The sequence below is a fragment of the Actinoplanes sp. L3-i22 genome, assembly GCF_019704555.1.
Classification (GTDB): Bacteria; Actinomycetota; Actinomycetes; order Mycobacteriales; family Micromonosporaceae; genus Actinoplanes.
The window spans coordinates 1,047,243-1,071,877 of record NZ_AP024745.1; the positions used below are offsets into that span (position 1 = coordinate 1,047,243).

Below are 24,635 nucleotides of genomic sequence, written 5' to 3' on the forward strand. Positions count from 1 at the left end.
CCATGCGGCGTGCGGTCACGGCACTGCTCGGCATCCTCATCGGCATCGGTCTGGCCGGTCCCGCAGCCGCGGCCCCGGCGAGCGGCGACGGCCGGGTCACCTTCGGCGTCCGGCCCACCGGCAAGACCGGACCGGACAAAAGATCGACCTTCGCGTACGCGGCGACGCCCGGCGGTGTCGTCGACGACCAGGTGGAGGTCTCCAACGCCGGGACCAAGCCGATCACCGTGAAGGTCTACGCCAGTGACGCGTTCACCACCACCGGCGGCGGCTTCGACGTGCTCGCGGCCGGCGGCAGGTCGGACGACGCCGGAGCCTGGCTGAGCATGTCCAAGAGCTCGGTGACGGTGCCCGCCCGCGGCCGTACGGTCGTCCCGTTCACGCTCCGGATCCCGGCCACCGCCACGCCCGGCGACCACACCGCCGGCATCGTCGCCTCGGTTTCCTCGCTGCAGACCGACGCCAAGGGCAACAAGGTCTCCGTCGACCAGCGTGTCGGCTCGCGCGTCTACCTGCGGATCAGCGGCGCGCTCGAGCCACGGCTCACGGTGGAGAAGCTGACCGCGAAGTACCACCCGAGCTCGAACCCGCTGAAGACCGGCCGCACCACGCTGACCTACCTGGTGCGCAACACCGGCAACGTCCGCCTCGGCGCCCACCAGAAGGTCACCGTCAGCACCCTCTGGGGCGGCGAGCGCGTGGCCGACGGCGTCGCGGACGTGGCCGAGATCCTGCCCGGCGACGCGGTCACGATGACCGCCGAGGTCGACGGCGCGCTGCCCGCCGTGTGGCTGACCGGCGCCGTGCACGCCGACCCGCTGCCGCAGCCCAGCGACCAGAAGCTCGCGCTCAGCGCGGTCACCCGGGAGTACGGCTTCTGGGCCTTCTCATGGACCACCGCGGTCGTGATCCTGCTGCTCGTCGGGCTGGTGACCGGCTGGTTCCGGAACCGGCGCCGCCGGCGCCGCCGGGTGGTCAAGAATGCTTGAGAGCGCGCTGGTGGCCCTGCTGCTGGCGTCCCCGGCGTCCGGCACGATCACGTTCACCCCGGCGAACAGCATCGACCTGGCCTCGATCAAGGTGCACACCTCCGGGGGCTGCCCGGCTCCCGCGGACGGCTTCTACGCGGTCGCCCGGGGGCACGGCTTCCCGAAGGACGGGCAGGTGGTGACCGCGCCGACCGCGGCCGGGATGTCCGCGACGGGCGGGTTCGACGTCTACTTCGGGCAGACCATGGCCGACTTCGCGGCGGACAACCACACCGAGCTGAGCGGGCAGTACGACGTGACCGTGTCGTGCGTGGACTCGTTCAAGGGCACGGTGTTCGCGGAGTACACGGGCGCACTGACGTTCACCAGCCCCAAGACGTACAAAAGCGGCACTTTGTCGGCCGGAACCACCGCATCGCCGGCGCCCTCGGCCGCAGCCGTGATCGAACCCGTCCCGGAGACCGTGACCGAGGCCGCGCCCCCGCCCCCGGCCCCGGCGAAGCCGTCCCTGTGGTGGCTGGTCGCCGGGCTCGCCGCCGTGCTTCTCGCCTTCGAGGCCGGCCGCCGGTTCGGCCGCCGCACCCGCACCCCGTGACACCTCAGGAGGACCAGTGACGACCACGATCACTCCGGTCGATCCGGCCCCACCGGAGGCCCCGCCGATCCCCGCGCCGCCCCCGCCGCCGGTCGCGCCGAAGCCCGTCCCGGCCGCGTCGCCGGAGCCGGCCGGGCTGGTCACGCCGCCGGCCCCGCGTCCCGGACCGTTCTGGGCGCGGCTGAGCGGCACCGCGTTCTCCATCCTGGCGGCGGTGCTGCTCGGGTTCATCGCCCAGTTCACCGTGCTCGGCGACCTCGGGCACGACCGGGCGCAGAAGCTGGCGTTCGCGAACTTCCGCGCCGACCTGGCCCTGGCCACCGCGCCGGTCAACCACGTCAGCGAGGATGGCAAGACGCCGCTGGCCGAGGGCACCGCGGTCGCGGTGATCGAGATCCCGGCGATCGGCGTCCACGAGGTGGTCTTCGAGGGCACTGACAGCGGGGTGCTGACCCGCGGCCCCGGGCATCGGCGCGACACCGTCTTCCCCGGCCAGGCCGGGACCAGCATCCTGATGGGTCGCCGGGCCGGGTACGGCGGCCCGTTCTCCCGGATCGGCGAACTGGCCGGCGGCGACCGGATCTCCGTGATCACCGGGCAGGGCGAGCAGTCCTACGAGGTGATGGGCGTCCGCCGGGCCGGCGACCCGCAGCCGGCCGCGCTCGTCCCGGGCGCCGGCCGGCTGACCCTGATCACCGCCGACGGGACCGCGTACCTGCCGGACAACGTGCTCCGGGTCGACGCGAAGCTGACCTCGAAGGTGCGGGACCCGTCGTCGCTGGCCGTCTCCACCGCGCTGTTGCCACCGGCCGAGCAGATGCTGGGCATCGACCTGATCGCCCTGGTCCCGCTGGTCCTCTGGGGACAGTTGATGTTCGTCTCGGCGCTCGCCATGGCCTGGGTCCGGCAGCGGCTCGGCCTCTGGCACGCCTGGCTGATCGGGCTGCCCGTGCTGACGCTGCTCGGCCTGCTGGTCGCCGGCCAGGTCACCCGCCTGCTGCCCAACCTGATCTGAAAGAGGACCACGATGACCGAAACCGCACTCCAGCCGTCCGTCCTCGCGTCGGTGCGGTCCGACGCGCTCGCCCTGGAGGCCGAGGCGATCTCCGCGTGGTTCGGCGAGCGCAAGGTCCTCGACCGGGTCTCGCTGACCATGCCGGCCCGTCAGGTGACCGCGCTGATCGGCCCGTCCGGCTGCGGCAAGTCGACGTTCCTGCGGATCCTGAACCGGATGCACGAGCTGATCCCGAGCGCCTCGCTCGCCGGTGAGGTGCGCCTGGCCGGCGAGGACATCTACGACGCGTCGGTCCGGGTGACCGAGGCCCGCCGCAAGATTGGCATGGTGTTCCAGAAGCCGAACCCGTTCCCGGCGATGTCGATCTACGACAACGTGGTGGCCGGGCTCAAGCTGACCGGCACCCGGGCGTCCCGGCGGGAGAAGGACGGCCTGGTCGAGGAGAGCCTGACCCGGGCCGGCCTGTGGAAAGAGGTGCGGGACCGGCTGCGCCAGCCGGGCGGCGCGCTCTCCGGCGGCCAGCAGCAGCGGCTCTGCATCGCCCGCTCGCTCGCGGTCCGGCCGAAGGTGCTGCTGATGGACGAGCCGTGCTCGGCGCTCGACCCGACGTCGACCCGGCGCATCGAGGAGACCATCACCGAGCTGGCCGAGACGGTCACCATCGTGATCGTCACGCACAACATGCAGCAGGCCAACCGGGTGTCCCACCAGTGCGCGTTCTTCCTGGCGGAGCAGGGCACCCCGGGCATGATCGTGGAGACCGGCGACACCGACCAGATGTTCAACGCCCCGGCCGACCCGCGCACCGAGGCATACGTCAACGGCCGCTTCGGCTGATGTACACCGGGTGGTAGCGCGGATGCGGTGATCGGCTTCTACCCTGCCTGGAGTGCGAACCGTCTCGACGGGACCGACGCGCACGTACGGAGCCACCGCGACCTCGTCCGCGCTCGTCGCCATCGCCCTCATCCTTGTGGGCTGCCAACTCTTCGTCATCCCGCTCTGGCTGCTGCCGCGAGGCACCGCCTGGGGATGGCTCCTGCCGCTGCTCGTGCTGACCAACACCCCACTGTGGTCGTTGCTGCACGAGACCATCCACGGATCCCTGCTGCGCGACCGACGCTGGAACGACCGGCTCGGCCGCACCCTGGCGGTCGCCTACGGCGCGCCGTTCGCCCTGCTCAAGGCCGGGCATCTGCTGCATCACCGGTTCAGCCGGACCCCGCGCGAGCGGACCGAGATCTTCGACCCGGGCCGGTCCAGCTGGGGCGCCCGGGCGCCCGGTTACTACCTGCGCCTGTTCGGCGGCCTCTACCTCTCCGAGGTGTCGTCGCTGCTGCTCGCGCCGCTGCCGAAGCGGGGCTGGGCGTGGGTGAGCCGTCGTCTGGAGGACCCGGAGACGGTCACCTCGCTGCTGCTCGACACCGTCGCGGCCCGCCGGCTCGGCGCGTTCCGGCTGGACTCGGCGCTGATCGTGGCGCTGCACGCGGCCGCGTTCGCCGCCTACGGTCCACACTGGTGGATGCTGCCGGCGGCGCTGCTCGGGCGGGCGTTCGTGGTGTCGGTGGCGGACAACGCCTACCACTACGCCACGCCGCTCGACGAGCCGCTGGACGCGATGAACCTGTCCCTGCCCCGGCCGCTGGAGACGTTCATCCTGGCGTTCAACCTGCACGGCGTTCATCACCGGCACCCGGGCCTGGCCTGGCCGGATCTGCGTGGCGCGTTCCTCGCCGACGGCGGCCGGTTCGACCTGAGCTGGTGGCACGCGGCGGTCCGGCAGATCCGCGGGCCGATTCCGGCGACCGCGGACCGGCTGCGCGGTCGCGGCGCGGTCAGACCCCCAGGTGGCGACGGCTGATCAGGTCCTGCAGCTCGATCACCAGTTGCTTTGGCGCGAGCGGCTTCGCCAGGTAGCTGTCCGCGCCGGAGATCAGCCCGGCGTCCACGTCGTAGGCATGGGCATTTCCGGACACCATCAGGATCGCCATGTCCCGGATGGCCGGGTTGCTCCGGGCCAGCTGGCACAGCTCCATGCCGTTCATCGCCGGCATCCGGACGTCGGTGATCATGCCGATCGGCTTGGCGACGGTGAGGATCCGGGCGGCGGTGTGCCCGTCCTTGGCACCCAGCGCGCGGTAGCCGACCGCTTCCAGGCTCACCGTGAGCAGGTCACGGACGTCGGCGTCGTCGTCGGCGATCAGGATCAGGTTCTGGTTCATTCGGGGCTCCTCCTCGTGAGCCTTCCTCTTCGGCGGACGTTTGCCACACAGCAGTTATCTTCGGTTGCGGGTGAGGAGCAGACCAAAGATCAAATTCAGACTTTCCTACGCTGCGGCCAATAACTGACCGTCGCTCCCGCGGGGACCCTTCCGAGCCTCGCAGGGCGCGGGGCGCCCGGAACGCGAGGCCCTACAGGGCGACGTCCGAGGGTGGTTGCGGACAAAACCTCTGCCTTCGGCAGAAGAACGCGGTCCTCGGCCCGCGCACCGAAAACAATGGCGCATGGCCTTCTCCTTCTCGATGCACGCGCAACCGACCGACGCCGCCGACTGGCTCGACCTGGCCCGCCGCGCCGAGGCCGCCGGGTTCCAGGCGCTCTACACCCCCGACCATCCGGGCAGCTCCACGTCCCCGTTCGTGGTCCTGGCCGCCGCGGCCGCGGTCACCAGCACGATCAAACTGGGGTCGTACGTGCTGAACGCCGGCATCCGCGAGCCGATCCTGATCGCCCAGGACGTCGCCACCCTCGACCTGATCTCCGGCGGCCGGGCGATCCTCGGCCTCGGCGCCGGCCACACCCCGGCCGAGTGGGCCGCGGTCGGGCGGGAGCGTCCCGGCGTCCGCGCGCGTGTCGACCACTTCATCGAGGTGGCCGAGGCGACCGTGCGGATGCTGGCCGGCGACGGTCTGGCCACGCCGCGCCCGGTGCAGGACCGGGTGCCGCTGCTGTTCGGCGGCGGCAACACCCGGCTGCTGCGCTGGGCCGCCGGGCACGCCGACCTGATCGGGCTCTCCGGGCTGGGCCGCACCCTGGCGGACGGGCACACGCACACCGCGAAGTTCTCGCCGGCCGTGGTGGACGCGCAGGTCGAGCTGGCCGGCGGGACTCCGGTCGAGGCGCTCGTGCACTACTTCGAGGTGACCGGCGACGCGGGTGCGGCGTACGCGAAATGGGCCGTGGACGCCGAGATCAGCGAGGCGGAGGCGGCCCTGACGCCGTACATGATGGCCGGAACGCCGAGTGAGCTGACCGCGAAGCTGGAGCAGAGCGAACGCCGGTGGGGAATCTCGCGCTACGCGGTCCGCCGCCCGGCCTTCGACGGCGTCGCGGCCCTGCTCGCGGCCGGGCCCGTCACTGCGTCGTGACGGTCGTCGTCGAGGCGCTGCTCTTCAGCCGGAACGCGTTGAGCGTCAGGGTCAGCGTGAACGGGTCCGGGTCGCTGGCGTCGCCCAGGGTGTTGCCCTGCTTCAGGTCCGTCGACTCGATCAGCACCGCCCGTGGCTGGGTGGTCTGCAGCTTCTTGATGAACGTGCTGATGTCGTCCACGTTCCCCTCGGCGGTGAGCGTGATCGGCAGTTCCCGGGCGGCGGTGACCGCCTTCGACTCGTCCCGGCCGGTGGCGGTGTAGGCGTTGACACCCAGGCCCAGGTTCGTGCCCATGGTCTGCAGCTGACGCAGGAACGTGGGGATGTCGTCGTCGGTCGGCAGCGCGTTCTTGTACTTCTTCAGCAGCGAGGCGTAGTCCGGCAGGTTCGCGCTGTCCGCCTTGAGCTGGGACAACTGGGTCCGCAGCGTGGACAGCTGGGTGCTGGCGTCCTCGGCCTGGGCCCGTACGTCCGACGCCTCGGTGTACTTCGGGCCGATCATCAGGAACCAGCCGGCCGCGATCAGCACCGCGGTCAGGGCCAGGCCACCGAAGAGCCAGAGCCGGTCGGATCGGAGCGCGCCCATCACTTTCCTCCGGAGGACTTGCACTCGGTCGCGCTGAAGCGCCCGCAGAGCGACTTGTCGGTGATGTAGACGGTGAGCGTGAAGGCGACCTTGCCCTTCTTGACCACCTTCTCCTGCCCCTTGCTGGTCAGGCTGGTGACGAACGGGCCGTCCACGTAGGTGAGCTTGTCCAGCGCGTCGACGTAGGCGGCGACCGCCTTCTTCTGCGGCGCGTTGCCGGTGATGGTCAGCTCGCCGACCTCGTCGGCGTCCAGGGTGCCGGAGCTGCCGGTCGAGTCGTTGGCCAGTTCGCCGCCGATCTCGGTCACCTCCACCCCGGCGTCGTCACCGGTGGCCCGGAGCAGGTCGAGCAGGTTCTGCCAGGACAGGTCCTTCGCCAGCAGGGTGGCGAGCTGCTTCTTCATGACGATGTTGCTGTTCTTGGTCTCGGTCAGCGTCTTGTACTGCCGCTGCTGCAGCTGCACCGCGGCCACCTGGTGGGTGATCTGCTCGAACTCCAGGTCGGCGTCCTGCTTCTGGCCGGCCGCGGTCCAGTACCAGCCGCCGAGCAGGCCGAGCACCAGCACCACCGCGATCAGCACGACGGTCCGGGTCCGCCGCGCCCGCCGCCCGTCGCTGATGTCCTGCGGCAGCAGGTTCGCGCGGATGGTCAGCACCCGGGACGCCTGCTGCGGTGAGACCGACGGGTCCACCGGCATCAACGCGGTCGTGGTCATCGGGATCCTCCGAGGGTGAGGCCGATCGAGACGGCCGCCGACGGGACGAAGCTGTCGAACCCGCGCTCCCGCGCCCGGCGGGTGTCGCGCAGGCGGGAGGTGCTGTCCGCGTACATCACCGCGATGCCGCCGAGCTGCTCCTGCAGGTGCTCGGCGAGACCGGGCATGAGCGCCCCGCCGCCGCACAGGGCCAGCCGGGTGACCTGCTTCTGCCGCTCGCCGGAGGCCAGGTAGGTGAACGAGCTGCGCAGCTCGCTGGCGAGCGGGCGGACCGCGTCGGTGAGCGCGGCGACGCTGTCCGGGGTGCCGTCGCCGTGCAGGCCGTACCGGCACTTGAGCTCCTCGGCCTGGGCGGCCGGGATCCCGAGGCGGGTGGCGATGCTGTCGGTGATCTCGGCGCCGCCGCGCGGCAGGGTCCGGACGAACAGCGGCTCGCCGTCCGCGTGCACCACCACGCTGGTGATGTCCGCGCCGATGTCGACGATCGCCTCGACCTGGGTGTCCAGCCGGGAGGCGGCCCGCAGCAGGGCGAACGAGGCCAGGTCGACGCCGGTCACGTGCAGGCCGGCCTTCTCCACCGCGTGCACCAGCTCGACCACCGCGTCCTTGGGCATGGCGATCAGCAGGCCACGCACGGTCGGGTTGTCGCCGGGCTGCTCCAGCGGGTAGAAGTCCAGCAGCGAGCGCTCGACCGCGAGCGGGAGCGCGTCCTTGACCTGGAACGGCAGGGCCTGGCGCATCTGTCCGGAGGGCAGGTTCGCGATCGACATCTCGCGGACCACCAGCTGCGGGTTGGTCACCCCGAGGCTGACCCGCTTGGTGCCGAACCGGGAGGCGGCCCAGAGCTGCTTGAGCGCGTGCGTGACGGCGAGCGGGTCCTGCACCACGCCGCCGTGCACCGCGCCCGGGTCGAGCGGGATCTGGCCGAAGTTGATCAGGGTGTAGTCGTCCCGGGTGCGGCGGACCTCGACCGCCCGGATCGAGGATGAGCCGATGTCCAGCCCGATCGGTGTTGCGCCTGCCATCGGCTTTCCTTTCTGGTCGTCTTCCTACGGGGGCTATCGGTCGTTACGCGATCGGGGTGAGCAGGTTGGCGTACCAATCGGCGATCGGCGCCGCCGCGAACACCGCCAGCAACGCGCCGGCCAGCATGTACGGCCCGAACGGGATCCGGCTCTTGCGCCCGGCGGCCCGGGTGAGCAGCAGGATCGCCCCGGCCACGCCACCGAGCAGGAACCCGGAGAACGCGCCGACCGCCACCGCGCCCCAGCCGAGCCAGCCGAGGTAGAAGCCGAGCAGCGGGGCGAGCTTGACGTCGCCGCCACCCATGCCGAACGCGCCGAGCACCCGGTAGACCAGGTAGAGCAGGATCGCCGCGACCGCGCCCCGGAGCAGGGCGCCCGGGTCGCCGGCGAGCAGGGCGGCCGGGACCAGCAGGGCGGCGGCCACCGCGTACGACGGCAGCACGATCTTGTTGGGCAGCCGCATCACGTCCAGGTCGATCATCGCCAGCGCGATCGCGACCGCGGCCAGGTAGAGGTAGCCGGGCAGGGCCCAGGACCAGCCGAAGCGCGCGGCCACCGCGACGAACAGGGCGGCGGTGCCGGCCTCGACGAGCGGGTAGCGGGCGCTGATCGGGGTGGCGCAGTCGGCGCACCGGCCGCGCAGCAGCAGCCAGCCGAGCACCGGGACGTTGTGCCGGTTGCGCACCGCGTGGCCGCAGTTCGGGCAGTGCGAGCCGGGCGAGACCAGCGACTCGTCGCGGGGGACCCGGTAGATCACCACGTTCAGGAAGGAGCCCACCGCGAGGCCGAGAATTCCGACGACGACGAGCAACGGGATCAGCGGCATGCTCGGGCTCCTCTCACGTGGGCTGGGGTGGCGCCGCCGCCGGCGGCGCCACCCCAGGGGTCACTGACCGGCGTCAGGCGCAGGTGGTGAGGCTGATGCCGCTGACCGCCTGGACCGAGCCGCCGCTCGCGGAGAGGTAGCGGTAGGTCTTGCCGCTGCCGCCGCCGTTGGACGCGCAGAGCTTGTAGGTGCCGTCCGCGTTGTTGATGTAGGTGAGCTTGGTCTTGTCGGAGAGCGTGATGGTGCCGGCGGTGCCGCCGGAGATCCCCGGGAGGGCGAGCGAGGCGACGGTGCCGTCAGCCGACGCGCTGGCCGGGTACGTGTTGTTGTTGCTGGTGTAGAACTGCTCCACCGCGCTGATCGCGCCGCGGACGTCGGACTGCGCCGACTTGTCGGCCGCGCCCTGGCGGTAGTTCAGGTAGACCGGCACGGCGATCGCGACCAGGACGCCGATGATGACGACCACGACCAGGAGCTCGATGAGGGTGAAGCCCTCGTCGTCCTTCTTGGCGAGGAGGTCGGCGCGCTTGACGGCCAGACGGTCGATGACGTTCTGCATGATGGGGTGCCTCCAGGGCGAAGGGGTGGGTGGAGCGGGGTGGGAGAGCCGGGCTCGGGCGCCCGGTGGAGCTCCGGCCGTCGGGAAGCGGCCGGTATTACCTCGCGTGCCGTACCGCACGCTGGGTCAGTTCGACTGGATGTTCTGGTAAATGCTGAACATCGGCATGTAGAGACAGATGACCATGCCGCCGACCACCGCGCCCATCAGCAGCACCATGATCGGTTCGATCGACGCGGCCAGGGACTCGGCGGCGGAGTCGACTTCTCTGTCGTAGAAGTCGGCAACCTTGTCGAGCATCTGACTGATCTGACCGCTCTCTTCCCCGACCTCGATCATCTGGTTGACCATCTCGGGGAAAACCTTGTGGTTGCGCATCGCCGTGGACATCGGCTGGCCGTCCCGGACGGTCGCGCCGATGTCCTTCATGGCGAGGTTGATCACCTCGTTGCCGGTGGTCTCGCCGACCACCGCGAGCGCCTGCATCACCGGCACGCCGACGTTCAGCAGCAGGCCGAGGTTGCGGGAGAACCGGCTCATCGCCAGTTTCTGCAACAGCTGGCCGAAGACCGGCAGGCCGAGCTTGATCCGGTCGACCCGCAGGCGGAAGTCCGCGCTGGTGCGCAGCCGGCGCTTGTAGACGACCGTGGTGGCGATCCCGGTGCCCAGTACCAGTGGCCCGCCCCACCACATGTTGTGGCTGGTCGTGACGAGGAACTGGGTGATCGCCGGGAGCTGCCCGCCGAGGCTCTTGAACATCTGCTCGAAGATCGGAACGATAAAGATCAACATCGCTGCGATCAGTACGAACGTGAAGCCCAGCACGATCGCCGGGTAGGTCAGCGCACCCTTGATCTTGCCGCGTAGCGCGGTGTCCTTCTCCAGGCTCTCGGCGATCTGCTCCAGCGCCCGGTCGATCATGCCGCCGGTCTCGCCGGCCCGGATCATCGCGATCATCAGGCGCGGGAAGACCCGGTCGTGCTTGGCCATCGACGTGGAGAGCCCACCACCGGCGGCCACGTCGGTGCGGACCTCGCCGAGCGCCCGCTTGAGCGCCGGCGCCGAGGTCTGCTCCTCCATGATCGACAGCGAGCGCAGCAGCGACATGCCGGAAGCGGTCATCGTGGCGAACTGCCGGGCGAAGACCGCCAGGTCCTTGAGCTTGACCCGGTTGCCCAGCCCGGGGATCTTCAGCTCGCGCTGCAGACCCTGCCCGGCCTCGGTGAGCCCCAGCGGCACCTCGCCACGCTGCCGCAGCATGTGGGTGGCCGCCGCCTCGTTGGGGGCCTCGATGGTCCCCTTGGACTTCTTCCCCCGGGCGTCGATGGTGTTGTACATGAACGTCTTGTTGGCGGACATGATCAGCTCCGCCCGACGAGCCGCTTGAGTTCCTCCGGCGAGTGGCTGATCTCCAGGGCGGTCTGCATGGTGATCGCGCCCTCCCGCACCTTCTCGGCCAGGTGCTGGTCGAAGGCGAGCATGCCCTCGTTGCCACCGGCCTGCATGAAGGACGGGATCTGGTGCGACTTGCCCTCCCGGATCAGGCTCCGGATGGCCGGCGTCGCGCTCAGGATCTCGCAGATCACCGCCCGGCCCTTGCCGTCCGCACGCGGGGCCAGCGCCTGGGTGATCACGCCCTGGAGACTGGCCGCGAGCTGCGCGCGGATCTGCAACTGCTGGTGCGGCGGGAAGATGTCGATGACCCGGTCGATGGTCTGGGTGGCGCTCTGCGTGTGCAGCGTCGCCATCACCAGGTGACCGGTCTCGGCGGCGGTCAGCGCCGTCGCCGTGGTGGTCAGGTCCCGCAGCTCACCGACCAGGATGATGTCCGGGTCCTGCCGCAGCGCGTGCTTCAGCGCGCTGGCGAACGTCTCGGTGTCCGAGCCGACCTCGCGCTGGTTCACGATGCTGCGCTTGTGCGGGTGGAGGAACTCGATCGGGTCCTCGATGGTGATGATGTGGTCGGCGCGGCTGCGGTTGGCCAGGTCGAGCAGGGAGGCCAGCGTGGTGGTCTTGCCGGACCCGGTCGGGCCGGTCACCAGCACCAGGCCACGGGGCAGATGGGCGAAGCGGCCCACCGACTCCGGCATGCCCAGCTCGTCCAGCGGCTTGATCTTGTGCGGGATGGCCCGGAAGACCGCGCCGCACGAGGTGCGCTGGCGGTACAGGTTGCCGCGGTACCGGGAGACGCCGACGATGCTGTGCGCGAAGTCCATCTCCTGCTCGCGCTGGAACGTCTCCCACTGCATCGGCGTGACCGCGGCGCGGGCCAGCAACTCGGTGTCCGAGGCGTTGAGCTTGCCGTACCCGGGAACCGGGCGCAGCGAGCCGTCCACCCGCATCATCGGCGGCGAACCCACCGTGAGGTGCAGGTCCGAGCCGCGCGACTCGACCAGCGTGATCAGCAACTGGTCGAGCACGGCGAGGTCGTCCGCGGTACCGGCGGACTCCGCCTGCATCGCCTCGTGCTCGATCGTGTCCATCTGCCGTTCGGTCCCTCTCCAGTTCGTGTTCCGACACTTTCTGAATCGGCACGACGGGAGTCCGGTTTAGTTGCGACCCGGGTGCGGTCACACCGCGACTCGGGAGACCTCGCGTACCGAGGTCAGTCCGCCGGACGCTTTGGCCAGGCCGTCGGCGCGCAGGTCGTACATCCCCTGGGCCACCGCGACGTCCCGGATCTCGCCGGCCGGAGCGCGCCGGATGGTCAGTGACTCGATCTCCGGGCTGATCGGCATCACCTCGTGCAGCGCGATCCGGCCCTTGTACCCGGTGTTCGCGCAGTTGCGGCAGCCCACCGGCCGGTACAGCACGTGCGGGAAGGCCAGGTCCTCCAGCGGCCAGCGGGCCGCGTAGATCTCCTCCTCGGTCGGCGCGTACGCCTCCTTGCACCAGTCGCACAGCCGCCGCGCCAGCCGCTGGGCCAGCACGCAGTCCAGCGACGAGCCGACCAGGAACGGCTCGATGCCCATCTCGGTGAGCCGGGTGACCGCGCCGGGCGCGTCGTTGGTGTGCAGCGTGGAGAGCAGCAGGTGACCGGTGAGCGCCGCCTCGACGGCGATCTGCGCGGTGGTGCCGTCCCGGATCTCACCGATCAGCACCACGTCCGGGTCGGACCGCAGGATGGCCGGCAGCACCGCCGCGAAGGTCAGCCCGGCCTTCACGTTCACCTGCACCTGGTTGACCCCGCGCAGGCGGTACTCGACCGGGTCCTCGATGGTGATCACGTTGACCTCGGGCTTGCTGATCCGGCCGAGCGTGGCGTAGAGCGTGGTCGACTTGCCGGAGCCGGTCGGGCCGGTGACCAGCACCATCCCGTGCGGCTTGGTGAACGACCCCTCGAACCGGCTCAGGTTGTGCTCGGTGAACCCGAGTTTCCGGATGTCCAGGTCGATGCCGCCGGTGTCCAGGACCCGGAGCACGATCTTCTCGCCCCACACCGTGGGCAGCGTGGCGGTCCGCAGGTCGACGCTCCGGTCCCGGATCATCGCGGTGATCCGGCCGTTCTGCGGCACCCGCTTCTCGGTGATGTCGACGCCCGACATGATCTTGATGCGCGAGGTCAGCGCGGCCATCACGCCCTTCGGCACGATGTCCACCTCGTGCAGCACGCCGTCGATCCGGTACCGCACCCGCATGTCGTCCTCGGTCGGCTCCAGGTGCAGGTCGGACGCGCGGTTCATGACGGCCTGCTCGATCAGGCTGTTCACGTACCGGACGATCGGGGCGTCCTCGGTGCTGGTCTGCTGCGCGGTCATGCCGGTCGACTCGGCCGCGGCGTCGGCCAGGTCGCCGAGGTCGCTGTCCTCCCGCTGCAGCTTCTCGATGATCCGGCGGACCTCGCTGCGGGCCACCACCACCGGGCGGACCGTCATGCCGGTCGCGGCCCGGACGTCGTCCAGCGCCACCACGTCGGCCGGGTCGGTCACGCCGACCACCAGCTCGCCGTCGTTGATCGCCAGGCCGAGCACCCGGTGCCGGAGCACCACCGGCAGCGGGATCCGCTTGAGCGCGGTCGGGTCCGGGGTGAAGCCGACCAGGTCGAGCGTGTTGATGCCGAACGCCGCGGCGGCCGCCTGGGTCAGCTGCTCCTCGGTGACGACCTGGTCGTTGATCAGGACGGCACGGACCGGGCGACCGCTGCGCAATGCCTCTTCGGCAGCCGCGTCGATCGCATGCGCGTCGACGCCGATCTGCTTCAGAGCATCGAGCAGCGGACGGAAGGTTTGGTCCATGGAATCCTCAACCGCGGCGGCACAGGGTATACACCCCTCCATCGGACATCCCGCCGCAAACCTGAGCAGCTAGGACGCGTGGCGGAAGGTGCGGCGGTAAGCGGACGGGGCGACCCCGATGGTCGCGTGCAGGTGCTGCCGGAGCGCGGTGGCGCTGCCCAGCCCCGCGCGGCGGGCCACCACGTCCACCCCGAGGTCGGTCGACTCCAGCAGCAGGCGGGCGTGCTCGACCCGCTGGCGCAGCAGCCATTGCCGCGGGCTGGAGCCGGTCTCGTCGCGGAAATGCCGGGTGAACGTGCGCACGCTCATCCGGGCGTGCGCGGCCATCTCCTCCAGGGTGACCGGCTCGCTCAGCCGGTCCAGCACCCAGGCCCGGGTCGGCTCGGTGCCGCTGCCCGCGGCGGCCGGCACCGGGCGCTCGATGTACTGCGCCTGCCCGCCGTCCCGCCACGGCGGCACCACGCAGCGCCGGGCCGCCCGGTTCGCCGCCTCGGAGCCGTGGTCGGAGCGGATGATGTGCAGGCAGAGATCCACCCCGGCGCCGACCCCGGCCGAGGTCAGCACGTCCCCGTCGTCGACGAAGAGCACGTCGAAGTCCCAGTTGACGCCGGGGTAGAGCCGGCGCAGACGCGGCTCCCAGCCCCAGTGACTCGCCGCCGGACGGCCGTCGAGCAGGCCGGCGGCGGCCAGCACCGAGGCCCCGGTGCAGATCGACACCATCCGGGCGCCGCGCGCGGCCGCCGCGAGCAGCGCCTCCCGGATGACCGGATCGAGGGTGCCGTCGGTCATCGGCCCGGTGCCGTGGATGCCGGGGATCACCACGGTGTCGGCCACGGCCAGGGTGTCCAGGCCGTGATCCGGCACGACGGTGAAGCCGGCCGAGCTGTGCACCGGGCCCGGGCCACAGACCCGCACGTCGTAGAGGTGATCGGTGTCGGAGCGGCGGGCGGCCCGGAACACCTGCGGCGGCACGCCCAGATCGAAGCCGACCACATCGTCCAGGACCAGGACCGCGAGCACATGGGGCATGGCCTGATTCTTGCGCATGATGGCTCTCCGGCCACTCGTCCGGGAGGTCCGAAGTACGGAGAATTCAGATTGTGAAAGCACGCCTCCACCCCGCCTGGTCGGTCGCCGCCGTCGCGTTCATCGCCCTGATCGGCGCGGCCGGCTTCCGTTCCACCCCGTCCGTCATGCTCCAGCCACTGCACGACGAGTTCGGCTGGTCGCTCGGCACGATCTCCGCCGCCGTCTCGGTCAACCTGCTGCTCTACGGCCTGACCGCCCCGTTCGCCGCGGCGCTGATGGCCAAGTTCGGCATCCGCCGGGTGGCCGCCGCCGCGCTCGGCCTGGTCGCGCTCGGCTCCGGCCTGACCGTGTTCATGACCGCCAGCTGGCAGCTGATGCTCTGCTGGGGCGTCCTGGTCGGGCTCGGCACCGGCTCGCTCGCGCTCGGCTTCGTGGCGACGATCACCGGACGCTGGTTCGTCAAGCACCGCGGCCTGGTCACCGGCGTGCTCACGGCCGGCGGCGCCACCGGCAACCTGATCTTCCTGCCGGTGCTGTCCCGGATCACCGAGGCGCACGGCTGGCGCACCGCCGCGCTCATCGTGACCACGATCGCGCTCCTGGTCGTTCCGCTGATCCTCTGGCGCCTGCGGGACCACCCGCAGGATCTCGGCGTGACCGCGCTCGGCGGCGTCACCGACCCGCCGGCCAAGCCCACCGGCAATGCCGCCCGGACCGCGCTGGTCGCTCTCCGGGACGCCGCCAGGACACGGGCGTTCTGGCTGCTCGCGGGTGGTTTCGCGATCTGCGGGGCGACCACCAACGGGCTGGTCGGCACGCACTTCATCCCGGCCGCGCACGACCACGGCATGCCGAACACCACGGCCGCGAGCCTGCTCGCCCTGGTCGGCGCGTTCGACATCGTCGGCACGATCGCGTCCGGCTGGCTCACCGACCGGGTCGACAGCCGGATCCTGCTCGGTGGCTATTACGCGCTGCGCGGGCTGTCGCTGCTGGTCCTGCCGTCGATCCTGGCCGCCACCGCGCACCCGAGCATGCTGGTCTTCATCCTCTTCTACGGCCTGGACTGGGTGGCCACCGTGCCGCCCACGGTCACCCTGTGCCGGGAGTACTTCGGCGCGGCCGGCCCGGTCGTCTTCGGCTGGGTCTTCGCCTCGCACCAGTTCGGCGCGGCGATCGCGGCCACCGCCGCCGGCCTGGTCCGCGACCAGCTCGGCGCGTACACCTGGGCCTGGTACGGCGCCGGCGCGCTGGCCATCCTCGCCTCGCTGCTGAGCCTGATGCTCTTCGCCGGCAAGCACCTCAAGCCGATCGCGCCCGGCCTCGGTCTGGCGGTCCCGGCAAAAGCCTGAAAAACAATTATTCGGTACGGGCGTGGCCCGCGCCCGCGCCGGGACCCTGGGCGGGTCGCGTCGCGGCCCGGTGCGCGGCGGCCCCGCGACGGGATCGCCACGGGGCCGGGCACACGTCGTACCGAAAGCGGATCTTGATGTTGATCTTGATCGACGGTCAGGGCGTGACCTCGACGACCTCCATCAGGCCGCTGAGCATCAGAATCTGGCGTACGTTGTGGCTGGGGCGGGCCAGCTGGAACGCGATCGCCTGGTCACGGGCCCGCTGGAAGCCGGAGATCAGCGCGCCGAGCCCGGTCGAGTCGATGAAGGCGACCTCGTGCATGTCGACCACGATCTGCCGGGGCCGGCCGGCGACCGCCTCGCCGAGGGCCAGGCGCACCTGTTCGACGGTCAGGACGTCTATCTCGCCGCGTAGCGAAACGGTGGTAAGGGTGCCGTCGGCATCCAGGCTCGTCACTTCTTCGATCACCGGGGGCCTTCCGTCTCGCCGGGCGGGTGCCCGCTTTGCTGTGGCGGGGGTTCCACGTACGGTAATCGGCATCACCAAGACGTGAGGAGCACGGTGTGCCGATCCGTGGCGGTCTGCCGCCGCGCAATTCCCGCTTCGTGGGTCGTGAAGATCTACTGTCCCGCGTGCGTGGCCTGCTCGGCAACGGTCCGGTGGTGCTGCTGCCGAGCCCGGACCATCAACTCGGCGGAACTGGACGTACCCAGTTGGCCGTGGAATATGCCTACCGTCATGCGGATGCGTATGACCTCGTCTGGTGGATCCCCGCCGAGCAGAACGCCGGGATGCGGGCCGCGCTGGCCGGCCTGGCCCAGAAACTCGGCCTGCCCGAGGTCCGCGACCTCAACCGCACGCTCGGCGCGGTCCGCGACGCGCTGAGCCGCGGCGAGCCCTACCGGCACTGGCTGGTCGTCTTCGAGAACGCGAACCGGCCCGAGGACATCATGCCGTACCTGCCCTCCGGCGCCGGCCACGTGCTGGTCACCAGCCGGAACCCGCGCTGGACGGCCGAGGTGGCGCAGGCCCTGCCGGTCCCGGTCTTCGACCGGACGGACGCGGTCGACCTGCTCCGGGCCCGCGCGCCGGAGCTCACCGCGGCGGACGCCGACCGGATCGCGGCCCGGCTCGGCGACGTGCCGATGGCGCTGGACCTGGCCGCCGCGGTGCGCACCGCCACCGGCTGGCCGGTCGCCGAATACCTGGACCGCTACCACCACCGGGCCGCCGAGCTGGCCTTCCCCACCCCGATCCGGGTCACCTGGGGCCTGGCCGCCGACGCGCTCGGCGAGGCCGCCCCGGCCGACCGGGCACTGCTCGAACTCTGCACGTTCCTGGCCAGCGCCCCGGTCTCCTGGCAGCTGCTCTGGGCGGCGCGGACCCTGCCGCTGGAGCCCGAGGTGGCCCGGACGGTCCGGGTCGAGCGCCGGCTGCGGGCCGCGATGCGGCGGATCGCCCGGTTCGGGCTGGCCGGGCTGGACCCGTCCGGCGAGCGGCTCACCGTGCACCCGCTGGTCCGCGGCATGTTCGGCCAGGAGCTCAGCTCGGAACGGCACGCCGAACTGCTGCGGACCGTGCGCGGCATGCTGTCGGCGGCCGACCCGGGCGACCCGGACAACCCGGCCGGCTGGTACCGGTATGCCGAGCTGGCCCCGCACCTGATCCACTCCGACCTGCTCGGCGGCGACGCCGAGGAGGTCCGCCAGCTGGTGATCAACTGTATCCGGTTCCACTACGCCCGCGGCGACTACGACTCCAGCCGGGAGCTGGCCGGCTCGGCGGTGGCCCGCTGGAAGGACGGCCTGGGCGAGTCCGCCGAGCAGACCCTGCTCGCCTCGTTCCACCTGGCGAACGCGCTGCGCGCGGTGGGCCGCTCGGCCGACGCGCGGAACCTGAACCTGCAGACCCTGCGCACCCAGCGGGAGGTGTTCGGCGCCGACGACGAGGCCACCCTGGCCACCGCCAACAGCGTCGGCGGCGACCTGCGCATGCAGGGCCACTTCGGGCAGGCCCGGCAGCTCGACGCGGACAACCTGGTGCGCTACCGCCGGCTCTTCGGGGAGAGCTTCCCGACCGCGCTGCGCTGCGCCAACAACCTCGCCATCGACCTGCGGCTGCTCGGCGACTTCCGGGGCGCCCGGGCGCTCGACGAGCAGACCCTGCGGCACCGGCAGGCGATCTTCGTGGACGGGCATCCGGAGACCCTGTCGTCGCGGGCCGCGCTCGCCTACGACCTGTTCGGGCTCGGCGACTGGTCCGGGGTCGCCGAGGTGCTCGCCGGGCAGGCCGAGCAGGTCGCCGAGGACCATCCGTTCGCGCTCTGGGCCGGCCGGTTGACCGCGATGGCCGCGTACCGTCTCGGCCTGGCCGAAGCCCGCGAGCTGGCCACCGCGAACCTGGCCGCCTGCCGGCAGCGGTTCGGCGACCTGAACGTGGACGCGCTGGCCACCGCGGTCTCGCTGGCCAACTGCGTACGCGCCGCCGGTGACCTGGTCACCGCCCACGAGCTGCTGGAACGCGCGGTGATCCGGTTCCACGCGGTGCTCGGCGACGAGCATCCGTTCACGCTTGCCGCGTCCGCCGGGCTGGCCGGTGTGGTGCGGGCGGCCGGGCGGCACCACGAGGCGCGGACCATCGACGAGGAGGTGCTCGGCGGGCTGCGGCGCAGCGTCGGCGCCGATCACCCGTTCACGCTGAGCTGCGCGAACGGGCTGGCCGCCGATCTGTTCGCGGCCGGTGAGGCGCAGCCCGCCCGGGAACTGGCCGCGGACACGTTGCGGCGGTCCCGGGTGGTGCGCGGCGCCGATCATCCGGACACCGCGGCCTGCGCGTGGAACCTGGCGCTGGCCGATCGGGACGAGGCCGGGCGGCAGCAGGCGCTGGCGGCGCTGACCAAGGCGTACGGCGACGGCCACCCGGTGTTCCGGGTGACCGCCGCCGGGCAGCGCTTGGAGACGGATATCGACCTGCCGCCGTTGTAGCCGTTGTTGCTCAGGAGGCCAGCGGGATCTCCTTGTCGGCCTGCTTGTCGAGCAGCTCGGTCACGCCGAGCGCCGGCATCGGCCGGGCGAAGTGGTAGCCCTGGGCCCGGCTGCACGCCAGCTCCCGCAGCCACTCGGCCTGCGCCGCGTCCTCCACACCCTCGGCCACCGGCGCCAGGTTGAAGGTCCGGGCGATGTGCAGCACCGCCTCGGCCACCGACGCGTCGCCGCTCTCCGGCATCGCCTGCACGAACGACCGGTCGATCTTGATCACGTCCACCGGCAGCGCGCTCAGGTGGCTGAGCGAGGAGAAGCCGGTGCCGAAGTCGTCCAGCGCGATCCGCACCCCGAGGCCCTTCAGCTCGCTCAGGATCCGGGCCGACTCCGCCAGGTCGACCAGCGCGACCGACTCGGTCAGCTCCAGCACCAGGTGCTCCGGCTCCAGGCCGGTGCGCTCCAGCACCGAGCGGACCTCGGCGACCAGGTTCGGGTTGCTCAGCTGCGAGGCGGACAGGTTGACGTTCATCTCGAAGCCGGGGAACTGCAGCTGCCAGAGCACGGCCTGCCGGCACGCCTCCTCCAGCACCCAGCCGCCGAGCCGGGGGAGCAGGCCGAGCCGCTCGGCCAGTTCCAGGAACAGGCCGGGCGCGACCAGGCCCTTCTCCGGGTGCTGCCAGCGGATCAGCGCCTCGACGCCGACCGTCTGCTCGCCGTCCAGGTCGACGATCGGCTGGTAGTGCACCTCGAACTCGCCCAGGTCCAGGGCCCGGATGATGTCGCCCTCGGCCTTGCGCCGCTGCTCCTCCAGGGCGAACACCTCCGGGTCGAACTTCCGGGCCGAGGCGCCGCCGTCCAGCTTCGCGCTGTGCAGGGCCTGGTCGGCCTCGCGCAGCACGTGGTCGACGCCGCTGCCGCCGGCGGTCAGCGCGACACCCGCGCTGGCCCGGACGGTCATCTGCATGCCGGCCACCTCCAGCGGCCGGTGCAGCTCGGTCAGCACCCGCTCGGCCACCGCGACCGCGGCCTGCTCGTCCTCCAGGCCGGGCAGCAGCACCACGAACTCGTCGCCGTCGAGCCGGGCGACCACGTCGTTGGCGCGGACGTTCGCGGCCAGCCGGTCGGCCGCCGCGCGCAGCAGCTCGTCGCCGACCTCGTGCCCGTACGTGTCGTTCAGCTCGCGGAAGCCGTCCAGGTCGACGACGATCACCGCGGTCATGGTCCGGCTCGCCTCGAACAGCTCGTGCTCGGCGCGCTCCAGGAACATCTTGCGGTTGCCGACGCCGGTCAGCGGGTCGCGATACGTCTGCCGGGCCAGCATGGCCCGCTGCGTGGTCATCTCGGTCATCAGGGCCCGGTCGGTGCCGGCCCCGAGCCAGCGCCGGGCCAGCACCGCGACGGCCATCCCGAGCAGCAGCCAGATGGCGCCCGGGGCGAGTTCACCCTGGACATGCCGGATGCCGCTGACCGCCAGCGCCGCCGCGGTCGGCGCGAAGCGCAACATCGGCCGTTCCGGCGCGATGAGCAGCATGGCGATGCCGAGACAGAGCGCCGCGGCCAGCGGTACCAGCCGGGACGCCAGGCTGACGTCCGCCGCGTTCGCTGCCGGCCACACCAGCAGTACCAGCGAGGCCAGCACGACGCCGTCATCCACGACGCGCCGCATCCGGTCCAACGTTGCTTTGCGAGCCACGATCCACCTCCGGACGCTCACATCGGTCCGGCGGCGGATGGGTTAAGTGATCCGGCTCGCTTTTCGCGGTTCGCTACCGAGCACAAAACTGCAGCTCACCGAGTTGCAACCGGGCGCGGCGCGGCTACTTTTCCGCTGCACGTGCACCTGCCGTTGCGCCCCGCCTAAAACAGCCCCCGCCCTCACCTTGGGGGGCGGCCCCACATCCATTATCGCGGATTCCTCAAGATCATTCTGAGGCCCTGTGGGCAACGCGCTGGTGTGGAAAACCTGCCCCAGCCCGTGATCTTGTGCTGCCGCGCTCGGTCGCGGCGCGACAACCTGCCCAGGCCCGTGATCCCGTGCTGTCGCGCTCGGTCGCGGCGCGACAACCTGCCCAGGCCTGTGATCTTGTGCTGTCGCGCTCAGCCGCGGCGCGACAACCAGCCCAGGCCCGTGATCTTCCGCGGTCAGCGGCTCAGCCAGGCGGCCAGGGCCGCGACGTCCGCCTCGGGCACGGCCACGGCCGCGGCGCGGACCAGCTCCGGCCTGCGGCGCAGGGCGGGGTGCGGGGAGACCAGGGCGAGTCCGCTCCAGGCCGCTTCCCGGTCACGGTCCTTTCCCAGGCTGATTTGGTACGACATGAGCGCGGTCCCCGAATCCCCGCGCACCGCGGCGACGTCCCCGGGCTCGTCCCCGTGCACGGCGTCACCCCGCAGCCGCGCCCGGATCATCCGAAGCCGGGGACTCGGCTCGACCACCCGTTCCCGGGCGGCCACCGCGGACCGGACCGGCGGCGCCGCGCGTCCCCGATCCCAGGCCTCGGCCAGCGCGGCCACGTCCTCGGGCGCGATCGTCAGGTTCCGCAGCCGCCAGCGCGCCCGATGATCGTCGCGGGCCAGCTCGGCCAGCCGCGCCACCTCGGTATCCACCGGCTCGTCCAGCCAGGACCGGACCTCTGCCCGCAACGCTCCGGCCAGCCGCGCCCCGGCCGGAGTCAGCGCCCCGCCGCCGAGCAGCTCGCCGGCGGTCTCCTGCACGGCGGCCCGCCAGCGGGCGAACTCGAACTCGGCCTCGCTCCGAGGCCGGCGCGGCCCGGCGTGCCCGGGTTCCTCGGCGTGCCCAGCGTGCCCGGGTTGCCCAGCGTGCCCAGCGTGCCCAGCGTGCCCGGGTTGCTCGGTGTGCCCAGCGTGCTGGGTGTGCTCTGCGTGCTCGGCATCCGCAGCGTGCTGGGCGTGCTCGGCGTGCTCCGCGTGTTGGTTGTGCAGTTCGGCGCGCCAGAAGCGGGTCACGGCCAGGAACGCGTACACACCGTGCAGGATGCCGAGGGCCGGGCGCGGATCCTCCCGCCACGGTGAGTAGCCGAGCTCGCCGCCCGGCCGGACCAGGTCGAACAGGCCGTGCACCGCGTTCAGCACGCTGTGTTGCGTCTCGTGCAGCAGCGCGACGGCCAGCCCGGTCGCGGTGACCGGCGCGGACATCGCGATCGCGCCGAAGGCCTCCGCGGACGTGGCGCTCACGCCCTCGGCGCGCGGATCCGGGCGGGCCGGGACGATCACCCGCAGCACCCCGCCGACGAGCTCGGCCGCGGTCGGGTGCCGAGTGATCAGAATCCGCCACGCCTCGGTGAGAAGGTCACGCCAGTGAGCCACCTCGGCGGGGCTGATCGGCTCGGCGGGCGCCAGTCCGAGCAGGTGCCGGAGCGGGCCGCGGTCGTCCAGTCGCACGGTCAGGGTCCGGCCCGCATGGGTCACGGCGAGTACCTGGCCGGCCGGTTCCGGCAGCTCCGCGGGCACGGTTGCCGCGCCGGGCACGGTTGCCGCGCCGGGCACGGTCGCCGCGCCGGGCACGGTCGCCGGCACGGTCGCCGGGGCGGGCGCCGGCTCGCCGCGCCGGGTGGCGAGGGCTCGGGCCGCCCAGAGGCCGGTCATCGGGTCGGCGATCAGGGTGCGGGAGTCGGCGGGTGGCAGGGCGCGCACCTCGTCGTACCAAAGCGGATTTTTGCCGGCCTCGAGCCGCAGCTGCCGCAAGAGAAGCAGATGGCGGCTGAGCTGCGCTCTGCGCAGCAGGGCGAGGGTGGCCGGCGACGGGCGGCCGGCGCCGAGCGCGGCGAGATCGGGGTCGGACAGCCGGAACGTGCGCACCGCTGCCCCGGTCAGAGGGCCGAGTTGAAGCCGGCGATCTGCTCGCTCGGCCCGCCCGGATCACCGGCCAGCCGGCGCAGGCATCGATCCAGCGCGGAGTCGTCGCGGGTGACCAGCTCGGCGAGGGTGGACTCGGAGACGTCGAGCATCGCGGACCGCCACTCCGGCGCGTGTCCGTCGTCCGGCTGACCAGTCTCCACGGCACCCCCTCGATCGTGGCGGTCGATGCGTTGCTTGAAGGTTACGGCGGTCGCCGGGTCGGGTGAGCGCCGGGAGTCGCTACCGTGGGTGCTCGCGGGGATGGCGTGCTCGTGATCTCATGGGACATCACCGCCGTAAGTCGGTAACGGAGGGCGAAATCGTGCTGGGTGGAGAGCTGGGTGCCGGTGACGGCGTGTCCCGACCGCGGGGTGCGGCCGCCGCGCTGGCCGATCGGGTGGCGACGCTGCGTGCGTCGGCCTCCGGTGCGGACGGCGCTGTGCTGGTCACCGTGGCGAGTTCCGGGAACGTGACGGATCTGGAGCTGGACGACCGGTCCCTGGGTCTGGGTGCGCCCGGGCTGGCGACCGAGATCCTGCGGACGATCCGGCGGGCCCAATCGGCGTTGGCCGGCGAGGTCGCCGACGCGGTCGAGGCGACCGTCGGTGCGGGCACCGAGACCGGCAAGGCGGTGCTGGACAGTTTCACGCAGCGTTTCCCGTCGTCGGCCGTGCCGGACGAGCCGGCCGCTCCGGTGATGCCGGCCCGGGCGCCGTTCCCGTCGTTCAACCCGGTGCCGTCGCTGCCGCATCAGGCGCCCGGCAACGGCTTCGAGAGCGGGCGGGACAGTCGTGCACGCTGAGCCGAATCCCCGCCTGCCACGTCGTGGGCCGGCCCCGCCGACCGATCAGATGAGCAACGCCGAGCTGGCCCGGATGATCGAGGCCGAGCATCCGTACCGGGGGCGGGCGCTCTTCGAGCTCTGCGACCGGGTGGCCGCCGACGACGACGCGGTGGCCAAGGTGGCGATGCTGAGCCGGCTCACCTCGCTGCGCCGGGCGCGGCTCTTCGACCGGGTGTCGCTGGCCTGGTCGGCGATCATCGCGTTGCTGGCGGCGGAGACGGAGAACGCCCGCGAGGAGGCCTATGCCGCCTTCGGGGCGCTGGATCCCGAGGAGCAGCGGGACATGCTGGACTATCTCGAGGTGACGGTGATCGAGGAGGCCCACCCGCGCATCGCGTGAGCGGGCCCCCGTGTGCCGGACTAGATCTCCACTTTCACGTCTTTGCGGAACGCGACGCGATCGCGGACCGCCGAGGCGTCCGGTTTCGGGTCCGGGTAGTACCAGGCGGCGTCCGCCGCGGTCTCCCCGTCGGCGCGCAGCGAGTAGTAGGACGCCTTGCCCTTCCACGGGCAGACGGTGTGCGTGTCGGAGGGGATGAGCACGTCCGCACGCACCGAGGCAACGGGGAAGTAGTAATTCCCCTCGAGTACCACCGTGTCGTCGCTCTCCGCGATCACTTCGTCGTTCCAGATGGCCTTCGGCATGTCCCGAACC

Annotated in this window: 25 protein-coding genes; 10 read left to right on the plus strand and 15 right to left on the minus strand. The window is 71.7% G+C overall.

All coding sequences use genetic code 11. The annotated features are described in order from the left end of the window. Positions 1 to 2: 2 nt before the first annotated feature. Genes L3i22_RS04830 through L3i22_RS04850 form a run of 5 tightly spaced genes read left to right on the plus strand, consistent with a single transcriptional unit; the run spans position 3 to position 4,460 of the window. Positions 3 to 989, plus strand: coding sequence for a WxL protein peptidoglycan domain-containing protein (locus tag L3i22_RS04830; RefSeq protein ID WP_221325796.1), 987 nt, complete (start codon positions 3 to 5; stop codon positions 987 to 989). Next, the gene (locus L3i22_RS04835) at positions 982 to 1,584 is read left to right on the plus strand and encodes a hypothetical protein (RefSeq protein ID WP_221325797.1); all 603 of its coding nucleotides are present in this window, start codon (positions 982 to 984) and stop codon (positions 1,582 to 1,584) included. The genes L3i22_RS04830 and L3i22_RS04835 overlap by 8 nt, the downstream gene beginning before the upstream one ends. 16 nt (positions 1,585 to 1,600) lie before the next feature. Further along, positions 1,601 to 2,599, plus strand: coding sequence for a sortase (locus L3i22_RS04840; RefSeq protein ID WP_221325798.1), 999 nt, complete (start codon positions 1,601 to 1,603; stop codon positions 2,597 to 2,599). Between the two features lie 12 nt (positions 2,600 to 2,611). Next, on the plus strand, positions 2,612 to 3,436 hold the full coding sequence (gene pstB, locus L3i22_RS04845) for a phosphate ABC transporter ATP-binding protein PstB (protein ID WP_221325799.1): 825 nt from the start codon (positions 2,612 to 2,614) through the stop codon (positions 3,434 to 3,436). 52 nt (positions 3,437 to 3,488) lie between these two features. After that, the gene (locus L3i22_RS04850; RefSeq protein ID WP_221325800.1) at positions 3,489 to 4,460 is read left to right on the plus strand and encodes a fatty acid desaturase; all 972 of its coding nucleotides are present in this window, start codon (positions 3,489 to 3,491) and stop codon (positions 4,458 to 4,460) included. Here L3i22_RS04850 and L3i22_RS04855 read toward each other — a convergent pair. Then, positions 4,435 to 4,821, minus strand: a complete 387-nt coding sequence (locus L3i22_RS04855) for a response regulator (protein ID WP_221325801.1) — start codon at positions 4,819 to 4,821, stop codon at positions 4,435 to 4,437. The genes L3i22_RS04850 and L3i22_RS04855 overlap by 26 nt on opposite strands. 283 nt (positions 4,822 to 5,104) lie before the next feature. Between L3i22_RS04855 and L3i22_RS04860 the strand changes: the two genes are divergently transcribed. Continuing rightward, on the plus strand, positions 5,105 to 5,968 hold the full coding sequence (locus L3i22_RS04860; protein ID WP_221325802.1) for an LLM class flavin-dependent oxidoreductase: 864 nt from the start codon (positions 5,105 to 5,107) through the stop codon (positions 5,966 to 5,968). Here L3i22_RS04860 and L3i22_RS04865 read toward each other — a convergent pair. From L3i22_RS04865 to L3i22_RS04905, 9 genes are all read right to left on the minus strand, one after another. Further along, positions 5,955 to 6,554, minus strand: coding sequence for a type 4a pilus biogenesis protein PilO (locus L3i22_RS04865; protein WP_221325803.1), 600 nt, complete (start codon positions 6,552 to 6,554; stop codon positions 5,955 to 5,957). The two genes, L3i22_RS04860 and L3i22_RS04865, sit on opposite strands and share 14 nt — an antisense overlap. Further along, positions 6,554 to 7,270 carry a hypothetical protein gene (locus L3i22_RS04870; RefSeq protein ID WP_221325804.1) on the minus strand — a complete coding sequence of 239 codons (717 nt, stop codon included), beginning with the start codon at positions 7,268 to 7,270 and terminating at the stop codon, positions 6,554 to 6,556. Before L3i22_RS04870 ends, L3i22_RS04865 begins: the two co-directional genes overlap by 1 nt. Continuing rightward, the gene (gene pilM, locus L3i22_RS04875) at positions 7,267 to 8,295 is read right to left on the minus strand and encodes a type IV pilus assembly protein PilM (protein WP_221325805.1); all 1,029 of its coding nucleotides are present in this window, start codon (positions 8,293 to 8,295) and stop codon (positions 7,267 to 7,269) included. Before pilM ends, L3i22_RS04870 begins: the two co-directional genes overlap by 4 nt. A gap of 43 nt (positions 8,296 to 8,338) precedes the next feature. After that, the gene (locus L3i22_RS04880) at positions 8,339 to 9,121 is read right to left on the minus strand and encodes an A24 family peptidase (RefSeq protein ID WP_221325806.1); all 783 of its coding nucleotides are present in this window, start codon (positions 9,119 to 9,121) and stop codon (positions 8,339 to 8,341) included. Positions 9,122 to 9,194: 73 nt separating this feature from the next. Further along, positions 9,195 to 9,680, minus strand: a complete 486-nt coding sequence (locus L3i22_RS04885; RefSeq protein ID WP_221325807.1) for a prepilin-type N-terminal cleavage/methylation domain-containing protein — start codon at positions 9,678 to 9,680, stop codon at positions 9,195 to 9,197. A gap of 126 nt (positions 9,681 to 9,806) precedes the next feature. Next, positions 9,807 to 11,039, minus strand: a complete 1,233-nt coding sequence (locus L3i22_RS04890; protein ID WP_221325808.1) for a type II secretion system F family protein — start codon at positions 11,037 to 11,039, stop codon at positions 9,807 to 9,809. 2 nt (positions 11,040 to 11,041) lie between these two features. After that, a complete protein-coding gene (locus L3i22_RS04895; RefSeq protein WP_255657954.1) occupies positions 11,042 to 12,163 on the minus strand; it encodes a type IV pilus twitching motility protein PilT in 1,122 nt (373 codons plus the stop codon). Positions 12,164 to 12,250: 87 nt separating this feature from the next. After that, entirely contained in the window at positions 12,251 to 13,915 is a 1,665-nt protein-coding gene (locus L3i22_RS04900) for a GspE/PulE family protein (protein ID WP_221325809.1), read from the minus strand. A 69-nt stretch (positions 13,916 to 13,984) separates the two neighbouring features. Further along, positions 13,985 to 14,962 carry a GlxA family transcriptional regulator gene (locus L3i22_RS04905; RefSeq protein WP_221325810.1) on the minus strand — a complete coding sequence of 326 codons (978 nt, stop codon included), beginning with the start codon at positions 14,960 to 14,962 and terminating at the stop codon, positions 13,985 to 13,987. A gap of 50 nt (positions 14,963 to 15,012) precedes the next feature. Between L3i22_RS04905 and L3i22_RS04910 the strand changes: the two genes are divergently transcribed. Further along, positions 15,013 to 16,296 carry an MFS transporter gene (locus L3i22_RS04910; RefSeq protein ID WP_221329787.1) on the plus strand — a complete coding sequence of 428 codons (1,284 nt, stop codon included), beginning with the start codon at positions 15,013 to 15,015 and terminating at the stop codon, positions 16,294 to 16,296. Between the two features lie 157 nt (positions 16,297 to 16,453). On the opposite strand, the gene L3i22_RS04915 is transcribed toward L3i22_RS04910, so the two are convergent. After that, positions 16,454 to 16,768 (minus strand): STAS domain-containing protein, encoded by a 315-nt coding sequence (locus L3i22_RS04915; RefSeq protein WP_221325811.1) that lies wholly within the window; start codon positions 16,766 to 16,768, stop codon positions 16,454 to 16,456. A 95-nt stretch (positions 16,769 to 16,863) separates the two neighbouring features. Between L3i22_RS04915 and fxsT the strand changes: the two genes are divergently transcribed. Continuing rightward, positions 16,864 to 19,284 (plus strand): FxSxx-COOH system tetratricopeptide repeat protein, encoded by a 2,421-nt coding sequence (gene fxsT / locus L3i22_RS04920; RefSeq protein ID WP_221325812.1) that lies wholly within the window; start codon positions 16,864 to 16,866, stop codon positions 19,282 to 19,284. A 10-nt stretch (positions 19,285 to 19,294) separates the two neighbouring features. Here fxsT and L3i22_RS04925 read toward each other — a convergent pair whose 3' ends face one another. The 3 genes from L3i22_RS04925 to fxsA all read right to left on the minus strand — a co-directional run bounded on the left by L3i22_RS04925 (position 19,295) and on the right by fxsA (position 23,297). Then, positions 19,295 to 20,947 carry a bifunctional diguanylate cyclase/phosphodiesterase gene (locus L3i22_RS04925; protein WP_255657955.1) on the minus strand — a complete coding sequence of 551 codons (1,653 nt, stop codon included), beginning with the start codon at positions 20,945 to 20,947 and terminating at the stop codon, positions 19,295 to 19,297. A gap of 476 nt (positions 20,948 to 21,423) precedes the next feature. After that, entirely contained in the window at positions 21,424 to 23,097 is a 1,674-nt protein-coding gene (locus tag L3i22_RS04930) for an HEXXH motif-containing putative peptide modification protein (protein WP_221325814.1), read from the minus strand. 11 nt (positions 23,098 to 23,108) lie between these two features. Further along, complete coding sequence (gene fxsA, locus L3i22_RS04935) at positions 23,109 to 23,297, minus strand: FxSxx-COOH cyclophane-containing RiPP peptide (RefSeq protein ID WP_255657956.1); 189 nt, start codon at positions 23,295 to 23,297, stop codon at positions 23,109 to 23,111. A gap of 194 nt (positions 23,298 to 23,491) precedes the next feature. Between fxsA and L3i22_RS04940 the strand changes: the two genes are divergently transcribed. Both L3i22_RS04940 and L3i22_RS04945 read left to right on the plus strand, forming a co-directional pair. Beyond that, positions 23,492 to 23,938, plus strand: a complete 447-nt coding sequence (locus L3i22_RS04940; RefSeq protein WP_221325815.1) for a YbaB/EbfC family nucleoid-associated protein — start codon at positions 23,492 to 23,494, stop codon at positions 23,936 to 23,938. Positions 23,939 to 23,987: 49 nt separating this feature from the next. After that, positions 23,988 to 24,320, plus strand: a complete 333-nt coding sequence (locus L3i22_RS04945) for a hypothetical protein (RefSeq protein WP_221325816.1) — start codon at positions 23,988 to 23,990, stop codon at positions 24,318 to 24,320. A gap of 20 nt (positions 24,321 to 24,340) precedes the next feature. Here the strand turns inward: L3i22_RS04945 and L3i22_RS04950 are convergent, their stop codons facing one another. Beyond that, positions 24,341 to 24,625 carry a DUF427 domain-containing protein gene (locus L3i22_RS04950; protein ID WP_221325817.1) on the minus strand — a complete coding sequence of 95 codons (285 nt, stop codon included), beginning with the start codon at positions 24,623 to 24,625 and terminating at the stop codon, positions 24,341 to 24,343. Positions 24,626 to 24,635: the final 10 nt, after the last annotated feature.